Below are 18,668 nucleotides of genomic sequence, written 5' to 3'. Positions count from 1 at the left end.
TATACCGATATTTGGAAGCTATGGGGCAAAAAAGAAATTTATAGAATAATTCTATCGTTTAAAGCAAAGGTTAACAATATATTACATATTTCTATTTTACTTTAGGCCCGAATCGGTAGTTGTAACCTTTTAGTAATAAAAAAGGGAGAACACGAAGTCAAAAAGCTTATCAATGGAAAAGGCAAGATCCGTTATGTTACTCCGAGCTATCCTAATAATGTTCAAGGATTACAGGTATTCGACTATTTACAGGAATTTGAAAATATTGGGGATAATGAAAATGAATAAAAAATTATTGGTTATTGTTGGGATAGGTACATTTTTAATTATCTCTCTTATTATGTTCATGTTTTTAAGATCCTCTGGAAGCGATTCAAAAAAAACTAACATTGCTCCTACTATAGGAATGAATAATGAAGTAACCGTGGAAGATATGGTTAAAGCACGTGGAGAAACAAAAGCCAATTCTTCAACAGGCGAAACTCCATCAGAAATGAACTCTAATGTAGTAAGTGAGGAGGAAATAAAGAATGCTATACTATCAAATACCAACATTGGTAGTAATAAAAATACTTCTTATTCTCCTCCGCCAACTAATAATTCACATAGCGTATATGGGACTTATGATATGTGGGAGAACAAAGAACCTTCCAACTCAAAAATTGGTTACTCAAATGCAAAACCTATTTATAAAGAAAAAACTTCTCCTAAAACGATAGATAATGCCGAAAAAGAAATAACCAATTATGAGCCAGTTTACCAGTCAGAAGTAAAAAAACAAACTATTCTGGCTTCCGTTAATGCAGAATCAATATCGCAGGGGTATATCTCTAATGGCAGAAAATGGAATTTTATATTTAATGAGAGCTTCACCCTTAACGGAGACAAAATACCTGAAAATAACTCTTCTGCAGAGGGAGTTATGAAAATCGAAGGAGGAAGGGTTTTTTGCAAAATATTTTCTGTCAAAGCTAATGGAAAAACGTATGCTGTCTTAGGAAAAATAGTAGGGGTAGACGGAGAAGAAGGATATTTTTTACCTGAAATTGGAGATGACTCTGACCAAAGTCTGGGAGGAGCTTTAAAGGATGAAGCTAATAACCAGGTATCAAGAATTCCCATTGTTGGAGGGGTACTAAGTAGGACCACTTCTCGTAATAGAACTACAAAAAAAATTCCGCTTGCAGAAGATATACAAGTAAAAATTATTCTTTACAAAAACTAAAATATGAAGAAACTAACAATTTTCGTGCTCCTTTTAGGAAGCTTTTTAGGATATGCTCAGCATACCAAAAAGAAGGTGTATAAGAAACCTATTAAAAAAACTTATAGAAAGCCAAAAGCACCTACAAACCCTATTAATGCTACAATTACAACAGAGGGAGTTCCTGTAGAAAAAGTAAAACAAACGGAACAAGCCGTTTCGGTTGCTCAGGAAACACCAAAGGCTGAATTCATTTCCGTCGAAAAACCAGAATTTGAAGCTACAGCCGAGAAAATAGCAAAGCAAAAAGGCTGGATCAATAACAGAAATTCTGCTTTAACAAGAGGGGTAGAAGCTTTCATTAAAGGGGTTTATTCTGGTGATGGAAAAATATACTTTCTATTGAAAGTTGATAACAGGAGTAATATTCCTTATGAAGTAAAAAATATAACGTTTGTGGCATCTCCAAAAGATCAAAAAATGAGTAAAGAGGAGGAAAACAGGGACGAAAAAAATTTCATGCCTATATGGAGTAATACCCCTAAAGAGTTCAGGGAAAAATCCACTCAAAAGTTGGTTTTTGTCTTTGACAAATTTACCATTAATGATGGTAAAATTCTGAATATCATCCTTCGGGAAAAGAACGGAGAAAGAGCTCTAAACATCCCTGTTAATTCAAAATTTATTCTTAACGCAAAATACATTAACTGATGAAACATATATTATTTGCATTATTTTTTGCTTTGAGCACATTAGTTTTTGCTCAGGGCAGAAGACAAAATCAATCCTCCATCCACCTACAATATGGTATGAGCCCATCTAAAGATGATTTAAAGGCTACTAAATCCATAATGGGAGGATATGCTAAAATACTCGGAGATAAAGGGTTTATGGGGAAGGTAGAAGGATTTTATCAGGATTTGGAAGTTACTTATAGTAATAAACAAATCTTACCGTATAAAAAATACGGAGTAAACATCAATGGAGGGTATTCTTATGAAGGGTTTTATCCTGTAATGATCAATGCTTGGCTAGGCGCTTTTGGAGGGTATGAAGACGTCAACAAAGGGAATAAAACCTCTCCATTGACAAAAGAAACAATTCAAGAAGATGTAAAAGGATTCGTATATGGACTATCAGGCTCCTTAGAAGGAGAAATATTTTTAACACGAAAACTATCTCTTCTTACCACCTATTCTCAATTCTATGACCTAAAGAGTAAGTTCTCTAAATCTAACTATGGATTTTTTGGAGGATTTCGATTTTATATTGACTAATTCAACTCATTAAAATTTTAATTTATAAACTATGAAAAATACATTTTTGATGCTGATTACTTTCTTTAGCATAAGTTTAATTATCAATTCATGTCGTGAGGACGGTGATTGGGATAACGTAGGAGCGGATAGGTATAGCTTTACTATCGATAGAGATAAAGATTTTATTGAAAAAGGAGTCGGAGAAAAAAATCAACTTAAATATAATATTAATCCATCCTACAAATTTGAAGCTTTTGAAATGACGTTTAAATACACTTCAAATTTGAATGGTGTTTTGTATCTGAACGGTGTTGTACTAGAGCAAAATAAAGAGTATATATTAACAAAGCAAAACAATATTTTCGAATATATTGGAAATGTATCAGGGACTCACAATGTGAAAATAATTACCTCCAATATAAAAGGATACAGTAAAGAAGAAAATTTTGAGCTAAAATATGGAGTCTCGGAGTTTATCCATACATATCAAGGGGGGAATGGTGATCTACACCAAGGGGACCCTAGCTATTATGTAATGAAGATTGTACCAGGTCAGGGACAGCCAACTTCTGGTTATAAAATTAAATTTGTATCGTATACAGGAGAAATTAAAATGAATGATATTGTCGTTCAAACGGGACAAGAATATGATCTCCCTAATATAGATAACTTTAAAATTACTTTAACTACTAATCAGGTAGGACAAGGTGCTTTACATTATACATTAAAAAATGCAACAGTATCAAAAGATTTTTCTATTCAGCAGGATATTAAGCAAAAACAAATTATTGTGGAATCGATGGATATCAGCAACACCATTGTTTCACCCAATTCAGCAATGAGTCTGATTGGAATTGTAAGAAAATCTCCAATAAATACAAATACTGTTGTTCAATATAAAACTTGGGTTTCTGCATCCTCTAATAACAATACTAATGGTATTCAGAGTACCAATAATACCTATATTCCTTATTCATTAGGTCCAAACGGAAGTTTTGCATACAATTTCAATGCTATAGAATCGGGTAACTATACTTACAATATCCAGTTCAAAGATGAGTTCGGAAACGAAAGTGATGTAAAATCTTATACTGTAAAAGTAGAAAACAGCCTTAGTATTACTACCCCTCCTACCGTCACAGTGAGTTTACAAAGAACAGCAAGTCACTTAGGAGGTAATAACTTTCAATTCGATATAAGACATAAATATTTACATACTATTTTAGGAGTTGGAGCACAGGCAAGCACTGGTAATGGGATATCCAAAGTTATTTTTGAACTTAACTTTAATTATGAAGGGCAAACAATTAGTAAAACATACACTTACAATTACAACTCATTCCCTGCTGATATCAACTTAGCAGGAACAAATACCAATGATGGTTATCAATTAGGAGCATGGATCGGTGGTTCTCCAAGCCACCAAATTAACGCTTATAATGGGAATTTCACAGTCTATATCTATGATAAACATAATAATGTAGTACAACAGACAGGAAGTACCGTTGTCAATATTTTATAAATTTTAAATTCTTACAACATGAAAAATAAATTTTTCCCAAAAATTTTACTTTTTGTCCTGATTACATCCTCACAATATTCTTATGCTCAAGGACTAAGAGGAAAATTCAATGAAATTTTAGCCAATTATATTGTTCCTTCATTTGGAATTTTCCTTCTCATAGGTGCATTAGCTGGCATCATTAGAAACTGGGATTTGATTGAAGATAAAAATAACGATGGAACACGCCAAAAAGGTTGGGCAAATGTAGGACTGATTGTAGGTTATGTTTTTGCAGCAAGTATAGTAATTACCGCAATTGTAGGAATTATATCCTCTTTAAATATCCACATATGATAAATTTTGAAGAGCTCCCTAAAGATTTAGAATCTACGCCCATGATGTTTGGGATTAAAGGAAGGTACATGATGCTTTTTCTTTGGGGAACTTCTTTAACTATACTCGTGATGATATCCCTGATGATTATCTTTTTTTTAAAAAGAAAATTTGGATTATGTTTTATCTCCTTCATTATAGGGATACTTTCTGTATTTGTAATCTATTTTGTTTTATGGATGAAAAGTAAACCTGAAAAATACAAAAACATAAGCTATACAGGCGATTTAGTATCTAACAGTGATTTGAAAAAAATAGTATAATGAAAGTAGAAAGTAGCAAAGCATATTCGATAGCAAAGATTGTAGACAATAATATTGTTTTTTCAAAAGAAGGAACAATAGCCTATTTGTTCCTTCTGAATCAGCCGGAACGTTACCAGCTTAGCGAAGAGCGTTTTGATAATAGATTATTGGAGTTTTTTTCTGCTTTTCAGTCTCTTCCTCAGGATTGCTATATCCATAAGCAAGATATCTATCTAGAAAAAGAGTTTGATCCTCAAAAAATAGAGGGAGATATGTATTTAGATCACGCCTTAAGAAGACATTTTCTAAACAGAAAAGGAAATACACATTACTGTATTTTAGCATTTGTCATTACAGGGCTGAAATCTTTAGAAAAGTCATATTTGAAAAACCCTTTTAAATATAAGGAAAAGCTTGTATTGGAGGATAAAAATAAGATTATAACCTTTGAAAATGCGGTCGACAGAGCTTTTCAGATTATTAATAATATTTATAAAACCAAACTCATTCCTCTAACGGAGAAGGAATCAAAAAATCACATCAAAAATTATGTGAATGGATTTGAAGGTTCTGGGTTTTATGATATTGACTTTGAAGGTAGGGAATTAGGAGAATCTCATTTTGATGTATTTTCTTTTAGTGAGAGTGAATATTTTCCTAAAGGACTTAGAAACGTAAAAAAAGATCCTATTTCAAAAGATGATTTCATTGTAAAGCAGGGGGTAATGGATGATATCGCTGAAACCTTTTTAGGAAATCATATCTATAACCAGATTTTTTATTTTCAAGGCAGTAAAGTCATTCAGAATCAAATTGATTTAGCCAAGGAGGAATACGGAAAGCTTAGATCTATGAGTACTAAAATTGATGAAAAGTACTTACAATTAGACAGTTTTTTGAAAGATTCAAATAAGCAGAGTAGTGATACCGTCTTTATTAAAACGCATTGTAACCTAATTTTGTTTGATCGGGATAAAGAAAAGCTATTACGAATGAAAGAAATGGCTAAATCAATACTTGACGCTTCCAGTATTGACTTTCACATTCCCAAAAAGGAAGTATTAAAAAATATTTTTTTAGGTTCTATCATTGGCAGAGAAAATAAGCTTCATCCTGATTGTTTTTTTATCTCTCATCTAAAGGAAAGTCTTTGTTATTACTCCAATACAACCATTCAAAGAGATGACAAAGAAGGAATCTTTTTCAATGATAGGATTAATAACCTTCCTTTAAAAAAGGATATATGGGATGAAAAAAGGAAAAGAATGTATGCCCGAAACGGAATTATCATTGCTAATACAGGTGGGGGTAAATCCGTAACTGCACTGAACATTATCACACAGTTTTTATCTCAAAATATAAATGTTGTAGTAGCGGAATTTGGACGAAGCTTTCAGTTTATAACGGAGCTTTATCCAGAAATTTCCTCTCATGTAAGCTATAACCCAACTCAACCATTAGGACTAAATCCTTTTTTAATAAAAGAAAATGAGCCGTTAAGACCTGAAAAAATTTCTTTGCTTAGAAGCATCATTTTAAAAGTATGGAGGGTAGAGCATGTGTATGATGATTCTCACGTATCTACTTCTATCAATAGGCTTTTAAAAAATTATTATGAGAAAAATAAGACTTCACATTCTTTTGAAGATTTTTATTATTATCTGATTAATGGAGGAAAAGAGCTTTTAAAAGATTTAGAAATTGAAGAGCAGTATTTTGATCTTAAAAGCTTTAAACACAATGCCAGTGAATTTATTACAGGAGGAATCTATGAAAATGTATTTAAAATAAGTGACCAGGGGGTAGCTCTGGAAATAAAGACCAAACAGTTTGTTGTATTCGAATTAACAGAAGTAAAGAAAGACCCTTTTTTGGTAACTCTAATTTTACTTATCCTTCAAGAAACCATCGACAGCAACATTTTATCCGACAGGAGCAAAAAAGGAATTTTGATTTTTGATGAGTTTGCGGAAAGTCAAGCGATAAAGGATATCTATTCTTCTGAAAGTGTTCTTCAAACCGTAGCCACGCTGTACCAAAAAATCAGGAAAGAAAACGGTGCTGTCTATATTATCATTCAGGACCCCAGTCAGCTTCCTAAAAATGAGTATACAGAAGGAATCATTGCCAATTCACAGGTTCTTATTGTCCTTCCTTCGAAAAAAGTAACCTATTTGAAAATTCAAGAAACTTTTAAACTCGAAGATCATGAGTTTGAAATGCTTCAAACCCTTAAAAATAATACTGAAGAAGGAGCAAAGTATAAATATTCTGAGCAATGGATCAAGCTCGGAGAAGAGAGCTTAATAACAAGATTAGAATTATCAAAAGAAGCTTTCTTAGCATTTCAGACCGATGGAGAAGTCTGGAGCAAACTCAATACTCTTAAAGCAGAAACAAAAAGCTTACAAAAGGCAATAGAACTTACACTTAATGGCATTACAAAATAATTTATAAAAAATATGAAAGAGCATATTAATCTAACAAACGTCAAAAAATGGATATTTTTAAGCATTCTCATTTTAACAGGAACGACCATATACAGCCAAATGGCTGTAACAGATGTTGGCTCAACAACCATCCAGCTTCAAACCAAGGCTACTTTAGTAAAACAGGTTCAGGAAGCACTAAAACAGACAGAAAAGCTTCAAAATATGCTTTCTGTAGCAAAAAAGAATGTGGAATTTTTAGAACAGATTAATGATGAAGTTAAAAATATCTCAAAAATCAAAGAAATAGCATTAGCCCAAAAAAATCTAATCAATGAAGCTTTTCAGCTTAAAGCAAAATATAGGAATAGCCCTATTCTAGAAGTTGGATTAGTAACAGAAAGGGGAACGAATTCGCTCCTTGAAGGAACTAAAACCAATTTACAAGAACTTTCCAGAATTCTATCCAATGGGACATACAAGATGAATGATGCAGAAAGACTTAGAGAAATTAGAGTCCAGCAGGAAGATATTGCTTTGAAATATCAACAGCTACAAAATTTTAAAGACGCTTTGGCAGGATATGAATTCGCCATGAAAGTATATAACATGCAAAAATAAATGATATGGCACTAGATCTCAATCCACTAAATTATGCTCAGGTGGCAGAAGCTTTTAGAAAAATAACTTTTAATCATACTGAAATGATCGCATTTTCAATAGGATTAGGGGTACTCTTTGCTGTTTTCAATATTATGAGAGCTTCGAAACCTATGCTTGAAAATGGAGTTGATGCAGCTTTATTTTTCAAGCTTTTTAAAGAATACGCACATATACTGGCTCTTATTTTATTTATGCCTTTGGCTATTGAAGCTTTAGAATATATGTTTGGAGAAATTTCAGATGCCTATAAAAATGGATTTGGAAATGCTCCTAAAGGGAAAGTACTCGATTTAGCTTTAGCTCAAAAAAATGAACTAACAACATTCTTTGGAAGATTCGTTAATTCATTAAATGTTTTTAGCGATACTAGTACACAAGGGGTATTAATTGACGGAGGTTTAACTCTTTTTGTAAAACCTTTCTTTGAACTCGTCAATAACTGGTCGTACGGCTTAGCTCTCGTTTACAGGTTTATCTACCTTGGAGGCTTAAAAATGGTTTCAGGAATAGCCCTAGCTTGTTATATTTATGAGCCTACACGAAGCTATTTTTACACATGGGTAAAGAATCTTCTCGTATGTTATTTACTCATTCCAGGATTTTTGTTTGTTGTTGTTTTCGTTGATGCGATAAGATTAGAATATATGCCAACAGATAATTATCAATTGGGAATTATTATCATTTGTCTCATGGCAAAGATCGCTGGGTTTGCGCAGATACAAAAAACGTTACAAAGTAGTTTTTAAAACTTGTTAGATATTATGCTTCTTAAAAACATTGGATACCTTCCTATTATTCTAATTATTGCTTTTGCTTTTTTCTTTTCTGTAGAATTAAAAAGCCAGCAAAAAGAAGTCTTTATTAGGTATAATGAAAATTATATAAAAGGACTTGGAGAATCTCATGACTCCAATGAAGATCTTCATATTGATACCTTTAAAGAAAGATTTAGTTTTCTTAATTCAAATACGCCTCTTTCAATAGATTATAATGACATTACCTATACTTATGTAAGAAAATATCTTTCGTACAAATGGTATGGAAAAATAATAGGGCTTTCGACTTACTATTTTCCTTTATTTGAGAAAAAGCTGGCACAATATGGAATGCCTTTAGAACTGAAATATTTAGCCGTGGTAGAAAGTGCGTTGAATCCTCGCGCCGGCTCTTGGGCTGGTGCTAAAGGCCTCTGGCAATTTATTCCTGCAACAGGAGCACAATACGGTATTAAACAAAATAAGTACATTAATATTTTTTTCGACCCTGTTGGAAATACAGATTCAGCCGTACGCTACCTAAAAAACTTATATCTTAATTTAGGAGACTGGAATCTCGCTATCTCTGCTTATAATTGTGGAGAAGGAAATGTAAGAAAAGCTATTAAAAAAGCAGGCTCAAAAAGTTACTGGAAAGTTAGACCCTTTTTACCTAAAGAGACACAAGCTTATGTCCCTTCTTTTATTGCCGTGAATTATATGTTTAATTTTTATAAAAAACATAAGATTAATCCTAGCTACTTCAAGTATTCATTTTTAGATTTAAAACTCATTAAAACTTCTAAAAACACTACATTCCAAGAGCTTTCTAAATGCTATGATCTTAATTTACTTAAATTCTCGAACCCTCAATTTATAACCAATTTTATACCCCAAGGAAGCATTGTATATGTGCATTCTAAAATTAGCCCTTAAACAATATGGAAACATTACAATTAGTCAAAATAGTATTAGTTTTTTTTGGAATTTTAAGCTTGAGTATTGTTATTTTACTTTCTTATATTTTCTCTTCAAAAATATATGAGCTTTTAAAAATTATCCCAATTTTACTTGTTTGGGTTATAGCAAATTCTTTAAATAAGAAATTCTTTCATTTCGAACCTAAAACCCTAACCTTTATTTATGGATCGTCTCTAATTTCGAGCCTATTATTTTATATTTTCTTTGGAAAAAAAACAACTTCAAAAGATGAAAAAGAAAAAAAATATACAATACGATTAGAACACGAAGGAGGGGTAATTGTTTATGATAATCCTTTTAATGGATTTTTAGTGTATGGTGGAGCAGAAGCAGGAAAAACATCAAGCATAGGGAAACCCCTATTAAAAGAATTTATGAGGAACAATTTTTCTCTATTTATCTATGATGCAAAAGACAGTGACTATACTCTTACTGCTTCAAAAATCAAAAATGATATTAATTATCCCTACCCTATTTTTAATTTAGATTTTTTTGATGCTACAAAGTCTAGCAGAACTAATATTTTTTCTAAAAAAGTAATCAGTGATGATATTTTAGTACCTGTTTTCGCAGAAATATTTTTTAGCTCATTTTTAAAAGATGATGAAAAAAAAGATGAATGGTTTGATATGGCATTAGGCGTATTTAAAGGAGTTACTTGGGTATTTTATCAGCATCATTCAGATATATGCACTCTTCCTCATATTTGCAATTTTATTCAGTATGCTAATGTAGATCAATTAAAAGCGTTTATTTCAAAAGATAGGATAGGACAAAATTATGCATCCGCACTATTCGAATCTGAAGGAAGTGAAAAAACACAATCTTCTATACTAGTAAATCTATCAAAAACGATTGCCAATTTTTCTGCAAATAAAAACGTTTCTTATGTTTTAAGTGGGGATGATTTTGAATTTACCTTAGCAGATCCTACCAATCCAAAAACAATATGTGTATCTAATAATTTTATGGCTAGGGAGGTAATTTCTCCTGTGGTGGTTCTTTTATTTGTCGCTTTAGCCAAGCAAATCAAATTTGGCAATCAGACCCCTATTGCTTTCTTCATGGATGAAGCGACAACATTTAAAATTCCTGACTTGGAAGCTTACCCCTCTGAACTCCGTGAGTATATGGTATCTTTTGTTCTTTTAACACAAAGTGCGGGAAAAATTGAAAAGAAATATTCCAAATATGACAGATCAAGTTTAGAAAGTAATTTAGCAAATCAGTTTTATGGGTGGACTGCCGATATTATCGCTTTAGAAAATTATGCTAAACAGTTTTCAAAAATTGATGAAAAGTACAAAAGCTTCACACGCTCTTCTAATTCAAAACAAAGTACAACTACGTCTTCCAGAAAAGAAATAAGATATGATGGTGAGTTTTTTGGAACCCTGAAACCTGGTGAATTTGTAGGTAAAGCTAAGAATGCTAATATACCAAGATTTCATACTCGATTTAAGCCCTACAAAGGAGGAAAAGCCGATAGCGTTGTCCTTCCTCGAATTATTACCAAAGAGGATATCGATAAAAATTATGAAAAAATAATAAAGGATATTGAGGTTCTATTATGAGAACATATCTAATAATTTTTCAATAATTTCATCTTGAGCGTGCTTATCAAGATTTGTAAGCTTCGCTTTTAAAGGATATTTCTTTAGGCCCAGTGACCACATAAGCGTTCAAAATGGCCAACTTTTTTGAATGTTTGTATTTCTTACCCTAAATTAGGCAAGAAAAATAATGAAACAAATATGGAATGAAGAAGAGCTAGCCCAACATTGGTCTCTTATCTACGAAGAACTGGAGCTTCTTAAAACTATTTAATTATAATTATTTATTTAATTTTGTAAAAATTTCATATTATGAAAGTTGGAGATAAAGCAAAAGCTAATCCTGCAATAACAGGTCTAGATACTTGGATTGAAGGTATTGTGATAGATGTTGAAAACAACCCTTTTATAGGGATTGTTATTTCAATTAAGGATGCATTAGGGCGCATTTTTTACGGACAAAGTAAATATTTCGAACCCGCTTAATGTTTGCTATTAGTTTTGATATGGAAGTAAGCAGTCTGAAAAAGCATTTTGGAGAGCCTTACAATAATGCCTACTTTGAGATTAGAAAAGTTTTAAGAGAATATAACTTTTACAATACACAAGGAAGTGTTTACCTGAGTGATGTTAATGATATGGCAAATCTAGTTCGTGCTATGATTGCTCTTAAATCATTACAATGGTTTAAAGATTCTGTCCGGGATATTAGAGCATTCCGAATAGAAGATTGGTCGAATTTTACCGACTTTATGAAAGAATAATAAATATAAGGCCCAGTGACCGCATAGATTCTGTTAAAACGGCCAACTTTTTTTATTCTTTTATGTGGTCATTGGGCCAAGTTATAAAATTGATTTAATTTCCATAAACACAACTGACTGTTATGCAATGTATTATAGTAAAGATGGCTGTTTAACGCAGGAATCCTTGCCGCCCCTCGATACCGGCTTCAGGAAAAATATTTATATCAGAATAGAATACACCTGCATGCCATTGATAATCACGTATTTAAACACTTTACGACTATTTTTTCTGTCTTTTGTTTAATCAAGACCACTATACAGGATCAGAGGGGAAGGGATTTGTAAAAAAAAGAAGTAATATGAAAAAATAAATTCTAAGCTTCAAACCTCTTTTCTTTTTTGCAAAAAGAGGGATGCTTTTAGTGTAAAAAAACTGATTATCAGCATCTTAAAACTCCCTATCTCACTTTAGGCCCCGATCGGGACTTACAACCATGTTTCTATTTTACTTTAGGCCCAAATCGGTAGTTGTAACCTATTATCGCAAATACATCAATACGTAATAACGTTATTACGTATTGATGTATTTACTTTAAAAAATTTCTTATAGCCTTTTCTACAATATTTTTCACATTATCGTTTTCTTCCACTGCTTTAAGTTTTAATGACTTTAATAATTCTTTATTTAACCAAAGCGTATAACTACTTTCATTGTCCCTTTTACGTTCCTTAATAGGCACAATTTTTTGTTTTGGAGTTTCCTTTATGGATATCTGTTTCAGTTTGTCAAATGATCCTGTTTTCATGATAATAAGTTTAAGATTTCCGTTGTTAATTCTTCCAGTTCCTGCAATGCTTGAGGGTCATTACCCTTTGTTATTCCTCCAGAAAGAAATGTATTGGTAAAAACTACCCTATCTTGAATTTTTGCAATAATAGGAAAATCATATTCTTTTAATTGTTCTTTAACTTCCTCTATTATATTAGTTCTTGGCTTAATCATGTTGAGGATAATACCTACTTTTAGATCTAGTTTATTTTGCTGAGCTTCCTTTACAAGTTCAACTGTTGCACGTATCGCCATAATATCTGGCACTCCTGCTTTTGTAGGAATTAAAACCAAATCAGAAGCCAAAAATATTGGAATCATATTTTCGGTCAGATATGGAGGAGTATCAATGAAAATAACATCATATGGTTGTGTTTGTAAATCTGTTGTTCCCGTATAATCTAAAATATCAATGTCCTGCACAATATCTTTCAATTGCATTGTTGAGCCTTGGGGGTCTGTATCAGTCAAAGCCGTTTTGACCTCTTTGTTAAACCTATACGTAAGATTTAAAGCTAATGTACTTTTACCTACTCCTCCTTTCTGGTGTGCTAATGTGATAATTTTTGGCATAATATTTTAAATAATAACGTCAATATATCAATACATAATAATGTTATTACATATTGATGTATTGACAAATGTACATTTTTTTTTAATTCCTTTGAAATCGCCGTTTTTTTCTTTTTTGCAGGAAGAACCACAAAAGAGGTTGATCAAGATTAATACTTACCAACCTTCATCTTCAATCTCCATGTCATTTTTGAGGATTTGGAGGCGAACATCATCTAAAAAAATTTCATCATCATAAGTCGTTTTTATCACGATTCCTGTATACTCGTTCCCCCTGTACAAATAATCTGTTTTTAAGCTTCCTATAAAGTCTTCTTCCGTAATCTCTTGATCTTCATCAAAGGGTTCAGCATAAAAAGAAACTTTTTTACCATCCCATTTCCATTTATCATCTACATGCGTGAATTCAGGCGTACAAAATTCCCAATCATTCCAATAACCAATATGATGGTAGATTCCCTCTACAGCATCCTGATAATTTTCTACAATATTTTTCATTTACTATTTTTTAAATATTTTTTGTATTTATAAACTTTACCAGTAAAATTACTATAAGTAGACCAATCAGAAAAAGGAAAATCGTTCCTATTATTTTTATTGTTTAATTGGTAATCAAATTTAAATTAAGTAAATATATCAATACGTAATAACGTTATTACATATTGATATATTTACTTAAAACAATATAAGAGCTACCCTATTACATTTCCATTCCCCCCTTCGAAATTACCTTTTTAATTTCTGTAGTAAATTGTTTTTTAATGTTCAATTTCTCAACAAGCTCTGAAAAAGGATTAATTTTATTAAGCTGTTGTTTAGCCTCACTGGACAATACATCGCCTGCTTTTTTCAATATCTTTTCTGGATTTACCACATTTTCTAAACTCGAAATTCCTCCTGTAGCAACTGTAACCCCTGTTTGTATTCCAAATTTTCCTAGCTCATACATTCCCTCAAACATTTTAACGCCATCGACTTTACCTTCTTTATCCGTTATTTTCGCTTTATGATGATTAAGTTCTGTTGTCGAACTTTTTACAGTTTCTTTATATTCTCTGTTATAGTCAAAATTTTTATCAAACTCTTTTTCACAACTCTCTTTAAAATTCATTCTGTCAAACCCTACTTTTATGCCTTTACTAAAAGAATCCTCAGATTTTCTGTGATTAGACATTGGACTTAGAGAGGTTTGTTTTTCTTTATCATAACGACAGACAATTACATGAACATGAGATTGGTTACCTTCCTTAAGCATTCCTGATTTAATATTTTCTCCCTGGCTATTGCGTTGCATAGATCCCTCCAGCGAAAATATTTTATCTCTGTCTTTTTGAGGATCTAAAACTGAGATTTGTTTTTTGATCTCTTTATTTTCTATTACTTCTTTAGAATTTACATCATATTTCCTTTCATATTCAACCTTAACAAAATAAACTAAATCTTCTCTGGAAATTTTTTTCCCGTTAACTTCTCTATCAAAATTTTCAGCATATTTACTCATTACATTATGCGTATATTTAACTAATTCTTTTTCATATTTTTCCTTTTCAAGTCCGCTCAGGTCATTGACTTTCTTATTCTTTTCCCCAGTAATTTTATAAATAATATGTTCTTGTTCTTTAGAAGAAGGATTTACTGATAACATGAAAAATTTTGCTTCATTTTTTTTTAATCCTTTTCCCATTTCATCAACTTCTTTTATTACATTATCTTTTTGCATATTTTCATTATCTTGATTGATAAAAAAACTATCTTCTTTATCTTTATCTTCTTTAGTAAGATACTCTACTAAATCGCTCGATGATCCTTTATTTCCTCCTACAGTATTTTTAGGATTATGCACACCAATATACATACTATTCAAACTTAATTTTAATATCATTTAATGCATCTTTTAATGCAAAATAATCATACGTATGAATCAAATAATAAGTACTATTATCTCTAGTTTCTTGTTTCTGAACTCTGAATATTTTTTCATGTAAAATTTCAATCAATTTTTCAATATTATTAAGTTCATTTTTTGAAATAAATATATCATCAGAATTAATATTTTCTACTGTATTATTATTATTTATTTCTTTAATGTTAGATGGATTTTCAATAAAATTTAATAGCCTTAAATTAACCTGACTTTGAGCATTTACAAAAGGTTTAAAAAGTTTATTCTCATACTCTTTAAAGAAACTTCTAAATGTCCTATCTATTGTTTTAAATTGATCAAATATAGGCTGTGAAGCTTCACGAGGTGAAACATTATATTCTATAAAATATCTTGACATATCATTTACTAAATCATTGTTAGATTTATAATGAAATTTATGTTTTATTTCTCGCAGATTCTGATTTGTTTCTTTATTGATCTGAATTGTTGTTAATTTATTCTCATTCATATTTTATATAGCTTTTCTTTTATCATTTTTTAATATTAAACTATTAATTATAAATATATTACATAAAAATATTATATTTTTATATATAATAAAACATATAACAAAAAATAATAAATAACTGTTTTACAGTTATTTATATTTCATGAATGACGGTTTCCGTCGTTCCCGCTTGCTTTCCTTTCTTTACAGAAACTCAACAAAAAAAAACCAACCTCAAAACTTCGTTTTCGGTCGGTTTTTTTGCGGGCTAGTTAGATGATCTAAATTTATCCAAAATATCTAATGTATCTAAACTCATTCCATTAGAAAATATAGTACGTAATGCTTTTATAGTATCGGCATCAATCTTATAATCTGAAATAATATCCAAATTTTCATTAATATTATTGAGAGATTTTAAAACTTTTTTCATAGATAATTTTGCTTCTTTATCTTTAGTCTTTTTGTAAGAATTTTCAAGTTCACTTATTGAAAAAATTAATTCTTCAAAAATTTTTTTTTCTTTTAATTGCTTTTCAGTATTTTCCATTGTCACAAATTTATAAAAATTTGTTGTAATAAATCACTAAAACAAGAACACCTTTTTAAATGCTGTAAGGTTTTTTCAGCCATAGCATCTAGACAAGATTCAAATATTATTTCAAAATTTTAATAAAAAAAATAATAGCTTAGTATTAATTAAGGATTACCATAATTTAATATAAAAAAACAAAGTTATTTTTCGAATATATTTTGATAAAATTTATAATTTTTTAAAAATATATGAGTAGGCGAAGCCGATAATTTATACATAGTTTTTAATAGAATTAATTCAAAATATCTATAGGATTATGAAGGTATAATATATTTATTCTTAACGTATAAATTTCATTTTGTTTTTTTCACTGTTTACTGTATAAATTTTGATTATTTTTTTAAAATTTCAACCAAAAAAATGCAATTTAATTCTCTAATTTTTGTATATTTGCTATATCGACTGAAGAGGACAAAGAGGCAACGTGAGGACGACCTTGAGAAGCAATAAGTCGATCACACTGGACAAGTTTGATAAAAGCTTTGTTTAAAAAACTGTTTTTAAAGAGATTTAAGACAGTTTTTTTTTTTTGACCCCCAATCCCTCTATTTTTTAATTTAAAGCTATTTTTGAAGCTAAAAACACCTTAAATCGATTAATTTATTCCTACTCTCTATATTCTTTTTTGAATTTACCAAAATTTTTAAATCCATAGATAAAATCTATTAAAAATCTAAACGATATTGTTTTATAAATCTTTATGTTAAATCAATGATTATCAAAGAAAACTTGTCTAGTTGTTATAGCTAAAAAAACCTTAGAGACCGAAGGGATCTTATATCTGTTTTAAAAAATCTTGATGTTTTTCCCGACTATTAAAAACTGTATTTTTGCAAATGAAGCTTTCCTATCGTGCGTACGTGCATATACGCGATCACGCGCGGAGAAAGTTTTATTCTTTTTATAAATTTAAATACTTTAAATACTTTAGAGTGTTTTAAGTAGCTGTAAATAAATTTGTTAAACATATAACTCCCACCAAAAAACATATAACTCCCACCAAAAAACATACAACTCCCACCAAAAAACATATTTTCATAGAGCTAACTCCCACCAAAAAACATATATTTTTTTTTTGATTTACATTTTGAATATGCATAGATAATATTTGTTTGATTATCAATTTATTAAAGCTATAACTCCCACCAAAAAACATACAACTCCCACCAAAAAACATATAACTCCCACCAAAAAACATACAACTCCCACCAAAAAACATTAAATATCAGTAATTTTACTTTTTAATTTTTTATTTTTTTAATACAAAGCCCTGCTAGTCAGATAGACCATTATTCACACCTAATTTATTTTGGTGGGTTAAACATTTTTTTAATATATTTGCATGAGAACCATCACAAAAGATATGTCAAAACATTCGGACGATTCATTGTATTTACCAAATGCTATCAATAAAGCTAGATTCATTATGTCTCTGCCGACCCAGAAACTATTCTTATTTTTAGTTTCAAAAATCACCTATGAAGAAAGACAAGGAAAAACTTTTTTGAACACTTTAGAATTTTCTTTAGGAGAAATATATCAATTTTTACAAGCTACGAGAAACGAAAAAGCAACAGATCTTAAGGCAGTTCTCAAAAATTGTATCAACGAAATTGGTGAAAATAATTTAAAATATTCTGAAATTGATGAAAGAGGAAAAGAGCGATGGGTGAACTATCCTTGGTCAGCTAAATCTGAACTCAACGAAAATACAGGAAAGTTCATATTCAAGTTTAACAATGAAATCATTTGGTTTCTCTTAGATTTAAAAGGCTATTTTGCAAGCCATACTAAAGAGTATATGAAACTCACAAGCTCTCATGCTATTTCTTTGTATCTTCTTTTTAGATCTAATGAATTTAAAGTCAAAGTTCAGTCATACTATATTGAAGAACTAAAAAAAAATTTAGGCGTTGAAGAAAAATATGAAAGATGGGATGTTTTAAAATCAAAAATTCTCGACCCTTCATTTTCCCAACTCAATAAAGAGACTAATTATTTTTTCTCTTACGAAGCTAAAAGAATCGGGAGAAGTATTGGGAAAGTTGAAATACGGGTTATCAACAAAAAAAATAAAGAAGAGTTTTCAGAGTTTTTATCGGAAAAGATTGAAGAGTTTTTAAAAGAAAAAAAGGTAGATTCTAATATTCGAAAACGATTTGAACTCGTCAAATATGAATATGATCCCAAAGAAAACATCATCTACATTAATTATAAAGACCAAGCCTCTAAGGCTAAAATTATCGAGTATTATAAAACAAAAGACCGTAATGGAGAAAACGAACTAAAGAGATTTTTAGATGCATTTATTGCTGAAAATATTGACTTTCAGAAGTTCCTAAAAAATATGTTCAGAAAAGGCGTTAAAGTCATCTATGGAACATAGTAAAGGAAGAATAATATATTACGTCATGTTTTGTCGCTTCGTTGAAAATTCTTTGGTTGCAACTACCGATTCGGGCCTAAAGTAAAATAGAAGCACATAAAACATTGTTAATCAGTATTTTAATATTTATATTTCCATTCGAATATTTTTTTTAGATTAAATCTTAATTTTTCATTTGTAA

Annotated in this window: 20 protein-coding genes; 14 read left to right on the top strand and 6 right to left on the bottom strand. The window is 30.5% G+C overall.

Going from position 1 to position 18,668, the window contains the following annotated elements:
* Positions 1–274: 274 nt before the first annotated feature.
* From traM to CHRY9293_RS17200, 13 genes are all read left to right on the top strand, one after another.
* On the top strand, positions 275–1,225 hold the full coding sequence (gene traM / locus CHRY9293_RS17260) for a conjugative transposon protein TraM (RefSeq protein WP_162034124.1): 951 nt from the start codon (positions 275–277) through the stop codon (positions 1,223–1,225).
* 3 nt (positions 1,226–1,228) lie between these two features.
* Positions 1,229–1,915, top strand: coding sequence for a DUF4138 domain-containing protein (locus CHRY9293_RS17255; RefSeq protein ID WP_162034123.1), 687 nt, complete (start codon positions 1,229–1,231; stop codon positions 1,913–1,915).
* The gene (locus tag CHRY9293_RS17250) at positions 1,915–2,481 is read left to right on the top strand and encodes a conjugal transfer protein TraO (protein ID WP_162034122.1); all 567 of its coding nucleotides are present in this window, start codon (positions 1,915–1,917) and stop codon (positions 2,479–2,481) included. The genes CHRY9293_RS17255 and CHRY9293_RS17250 overlap by 1 nt, the downstream gene beginning before the upstream one ends.
* Before the next feature lie 31 nt (positions 2,482–2,512).
* Complete coding sequence (locus CHRY9293_RS17245; protein WP_162034121.1) at positions 2,513–3,985, top strand: hypothetical protein; 1,473 nt, start codon at positions 2,513–2,515, stop codon at positions 3,983–3,985.
* 18 nt (positions 3,986–4,003) lie between these two features.
* Positions 4,004–4,321, top strand: a complete 318-nt coding sequence (locus CHRY9293_RS17240; protein WP_162034120.1) for a hypothetical protein — start codon at positions 4,004–4,006, stop codon at positions 4,319–4,321.
* On the top strand, positions 4,318–4,623 hold the full coding sequence (locus CHRY9293_RS17235; RefSeq protein WP_162034119.1) for a hypothetical protein: 306 nt from the start codon (positions 4,318–4,320) through the stop codon (positions 4,621–4,623). The genes CHRY9293_RS17240 and CHRY9293_RS17235 overlap by 4 nt, the downstream gene beginning before the upstream one ends.
* Positions 4,623–7,055, top strand: a complete 2,433-nt coding sequence (locus CHRY9293_RS17230) for a VirB4 family type IV secretion system protein (protein WP_162034118.1) — start codon at positions 4,623–4,625, stop codon at positions 7,053–7,055. The genes CHRY9293_RS17235 and CHRY9293_RS17230 overlap by 1 nt, the downstream gene beginning before the upstream one ends.
* Positions 7,056–7,067: 12 nt before the next feature.
* A complete protein-coding gene (locus tag CHRY9293_RS17225) occupies positions 7,068–7,655 on the top strand; it encodes a hypothetical protein (RefSeq protein WP_162034117.1) in 588 nt (195 codons plus the stop codon).
* 5 nt (positions 7,656–7,660) lie between these two features.
* The gene (locus CHRY9293_RS17220) at positions 7,661–8,443 is read left to right on the top strand and encodes a hypothetical protein (protein ID WP_162034116.1); all 783 of its coding nucleotides are present in this window, start codon (positions 7,661–7,663) and stop codon (positions 8,441–8,443) included.
* Positions 8,444–8,458: 15 nt separating this feature from the next.
* Positions 8,459–9,388 (top strand): lytic transglycosylase domain-containing protein, encoded by a 930-nt coding sequence (locus tag CHRY9293_RS17215; protein WP_162034115.1) that lies wholly within the window; start codon positions 8,459–8,461, stop codon positions 9,386–9,388.
* A 5-nt stretch (positions 9,389–9,393) separates the two neighbouring features.
* Positions 9,394–11,007 (top strand): type IV secretory system conjugative DNA transfer family protein, encoded by a 1,614-nt coding sequence (locus CHRY9293_RS17210; RefSeq protein WP_162034114.1) that lies wholly within the window; start codon positions 9,394–9,396, stop codon positions 11,005–11,007.
* Between the two features lie 291 nt (positions 11,008–11,298).
* Positions 11,299–11,472: a hypothetical protein gene (locus tag CHRY9293_RS17205; RefSeq protein ID WP_162034113.1), complete on the top strand. Its 174-nt coding sequence runs from the start codon at positions 11,299–11,301 to the stop codon at positions 11,470–11,472.
* Complete coding sequence (locus CHRY9293_RS17200; RefSeq protein WP_162034112.1) at positions 11,472–11,750, top strand: virulence protein; 279 nt, start codon at positions 11,472–11,474, stop codon at positions 11,748–11,750. The genes CHRY9293_RS17205 and CHRY9293_RS17200 overlap by 1 nt, the downstream gene beginning before the upstream one ends.
* 569 nt (positions 11,751–12,319) lie before the next feature.
* Here the strand turns inward: CHRY9293_RS17200 and CHRY9293_RS17195 are convergent.
* The 6 genes from CHRY9293_RS17195 to CHRY9293_RS17170 all read right to left on the bottom strand — a co-directional run bounded on the left by CHRY9293_RS17195 (position 12,320) and on the right by CHRY9293_RS17170 (position 16,056).
* A complete protein-coding gene (locus CHRY9293_RS17195) occupies positions 12,320–12,538 on the bottom strand; it encodes a hypothetical protein (RefSeq protein ID WP_162034111.1) in 219 nt (72 codons plus the stop codon).
* Positions 12,535–13,134: a ParA family protein gene (locus CHRY9293_RS17190; protein WP_162034110.1), complete on the bottom strand. Its 600-nt coding sequence runs from the start codon at positions 13,132–13,134 to the stop codon at positions 12,535–12,537. The genes CHRY9293_RS17195 and CHRY9293_RS17190 overlap by 4 nt, the downstream gene beginning before the upstream one ends.
* A gap of 156 nt (positions 13,135–13,290) precedes the next feature.
* A complete protein-coding gene (locus CHRY9293_RS17185) occupies positions 13,291–13,632 on the bottom strand; it encodes a hypothetical protein (protein ID WP_162034109.1) in 342 nt (113 codons plus the stop codon).
* Between the two features lie 202 nt (positions 13,633–13,834).
* Positions 13,835–15,016, bottom strand: a complete 1,182-nt coding sequence (gene mobB, locus CHRY9293_RS17180) for a MobB family relaxase (protein ID WP_162034108.1) — start codon at positions 15,014–15,016, stop codon at positions 13,835–13,837.
* Positions 14,991–15,527 carry a BfmA/BtgA family mobilization protein gene (locus tag CHRY9293_RS17175; RefSeq protein WP_162034107.1) on the bottom strand — a complete coding sequence of 179 codons (537 nt, stop codon included), beginning with the start codon at positions 15,525–15,527 and terminating at the stop codon, positions 14,991–14,993. Before CHRY9293_RS17175 ends, mobB begins: the two co-directional genes overlap by 26 nt.
* A 247-nt stretch (positions 15,528–15,774) precedes the next feature.
* Positions 15,775–16,056 carry a hypothetical protein gene (locus CHRY9293_RS17170; RefSeq protein WP_162034106.1) on the bottom strand — a complete coding sequence of 94 codons (282 nt, stop codon included), beginning with the start codon at positions 16,054–16,056 and terminating at the stop codon, positions 15,775–15,777.
* Positions 16,057–17,443: 1,387 nt separating this feature from the next.
* Here CHRY9293_RS17170 and CHRY9293_RS17165 point away from each other — a divergent pair.
* Positions 17,444–18,487 carry a replication initiation protein gene (locus tag CHRY9293_RS17165; protein WP_162034105.1) on the top strand — a complete coding sequence of 348 codons (1,044 nt, stop codon included), beginning with the start codon at positions 17,444–17,446 and terminating at the stop codon, positions 18,485–18,487.
* Positions 18,488–18,668 lie beyond the last annotated feature (181 nt).

The organism is Chryseobacterium potabilaquae, from assembly GCF_902728265.1.
Classification (GTDB): Bacteria; Bacteroidota; Bacteroidia; order Flavobacteriales; family Weeksellaceae; genus Chryseobacterium; species Chryseobacterium potabilaquae.
This window is presented reverse-complemented; position numbering and strand designations above follow the sequence as displayed.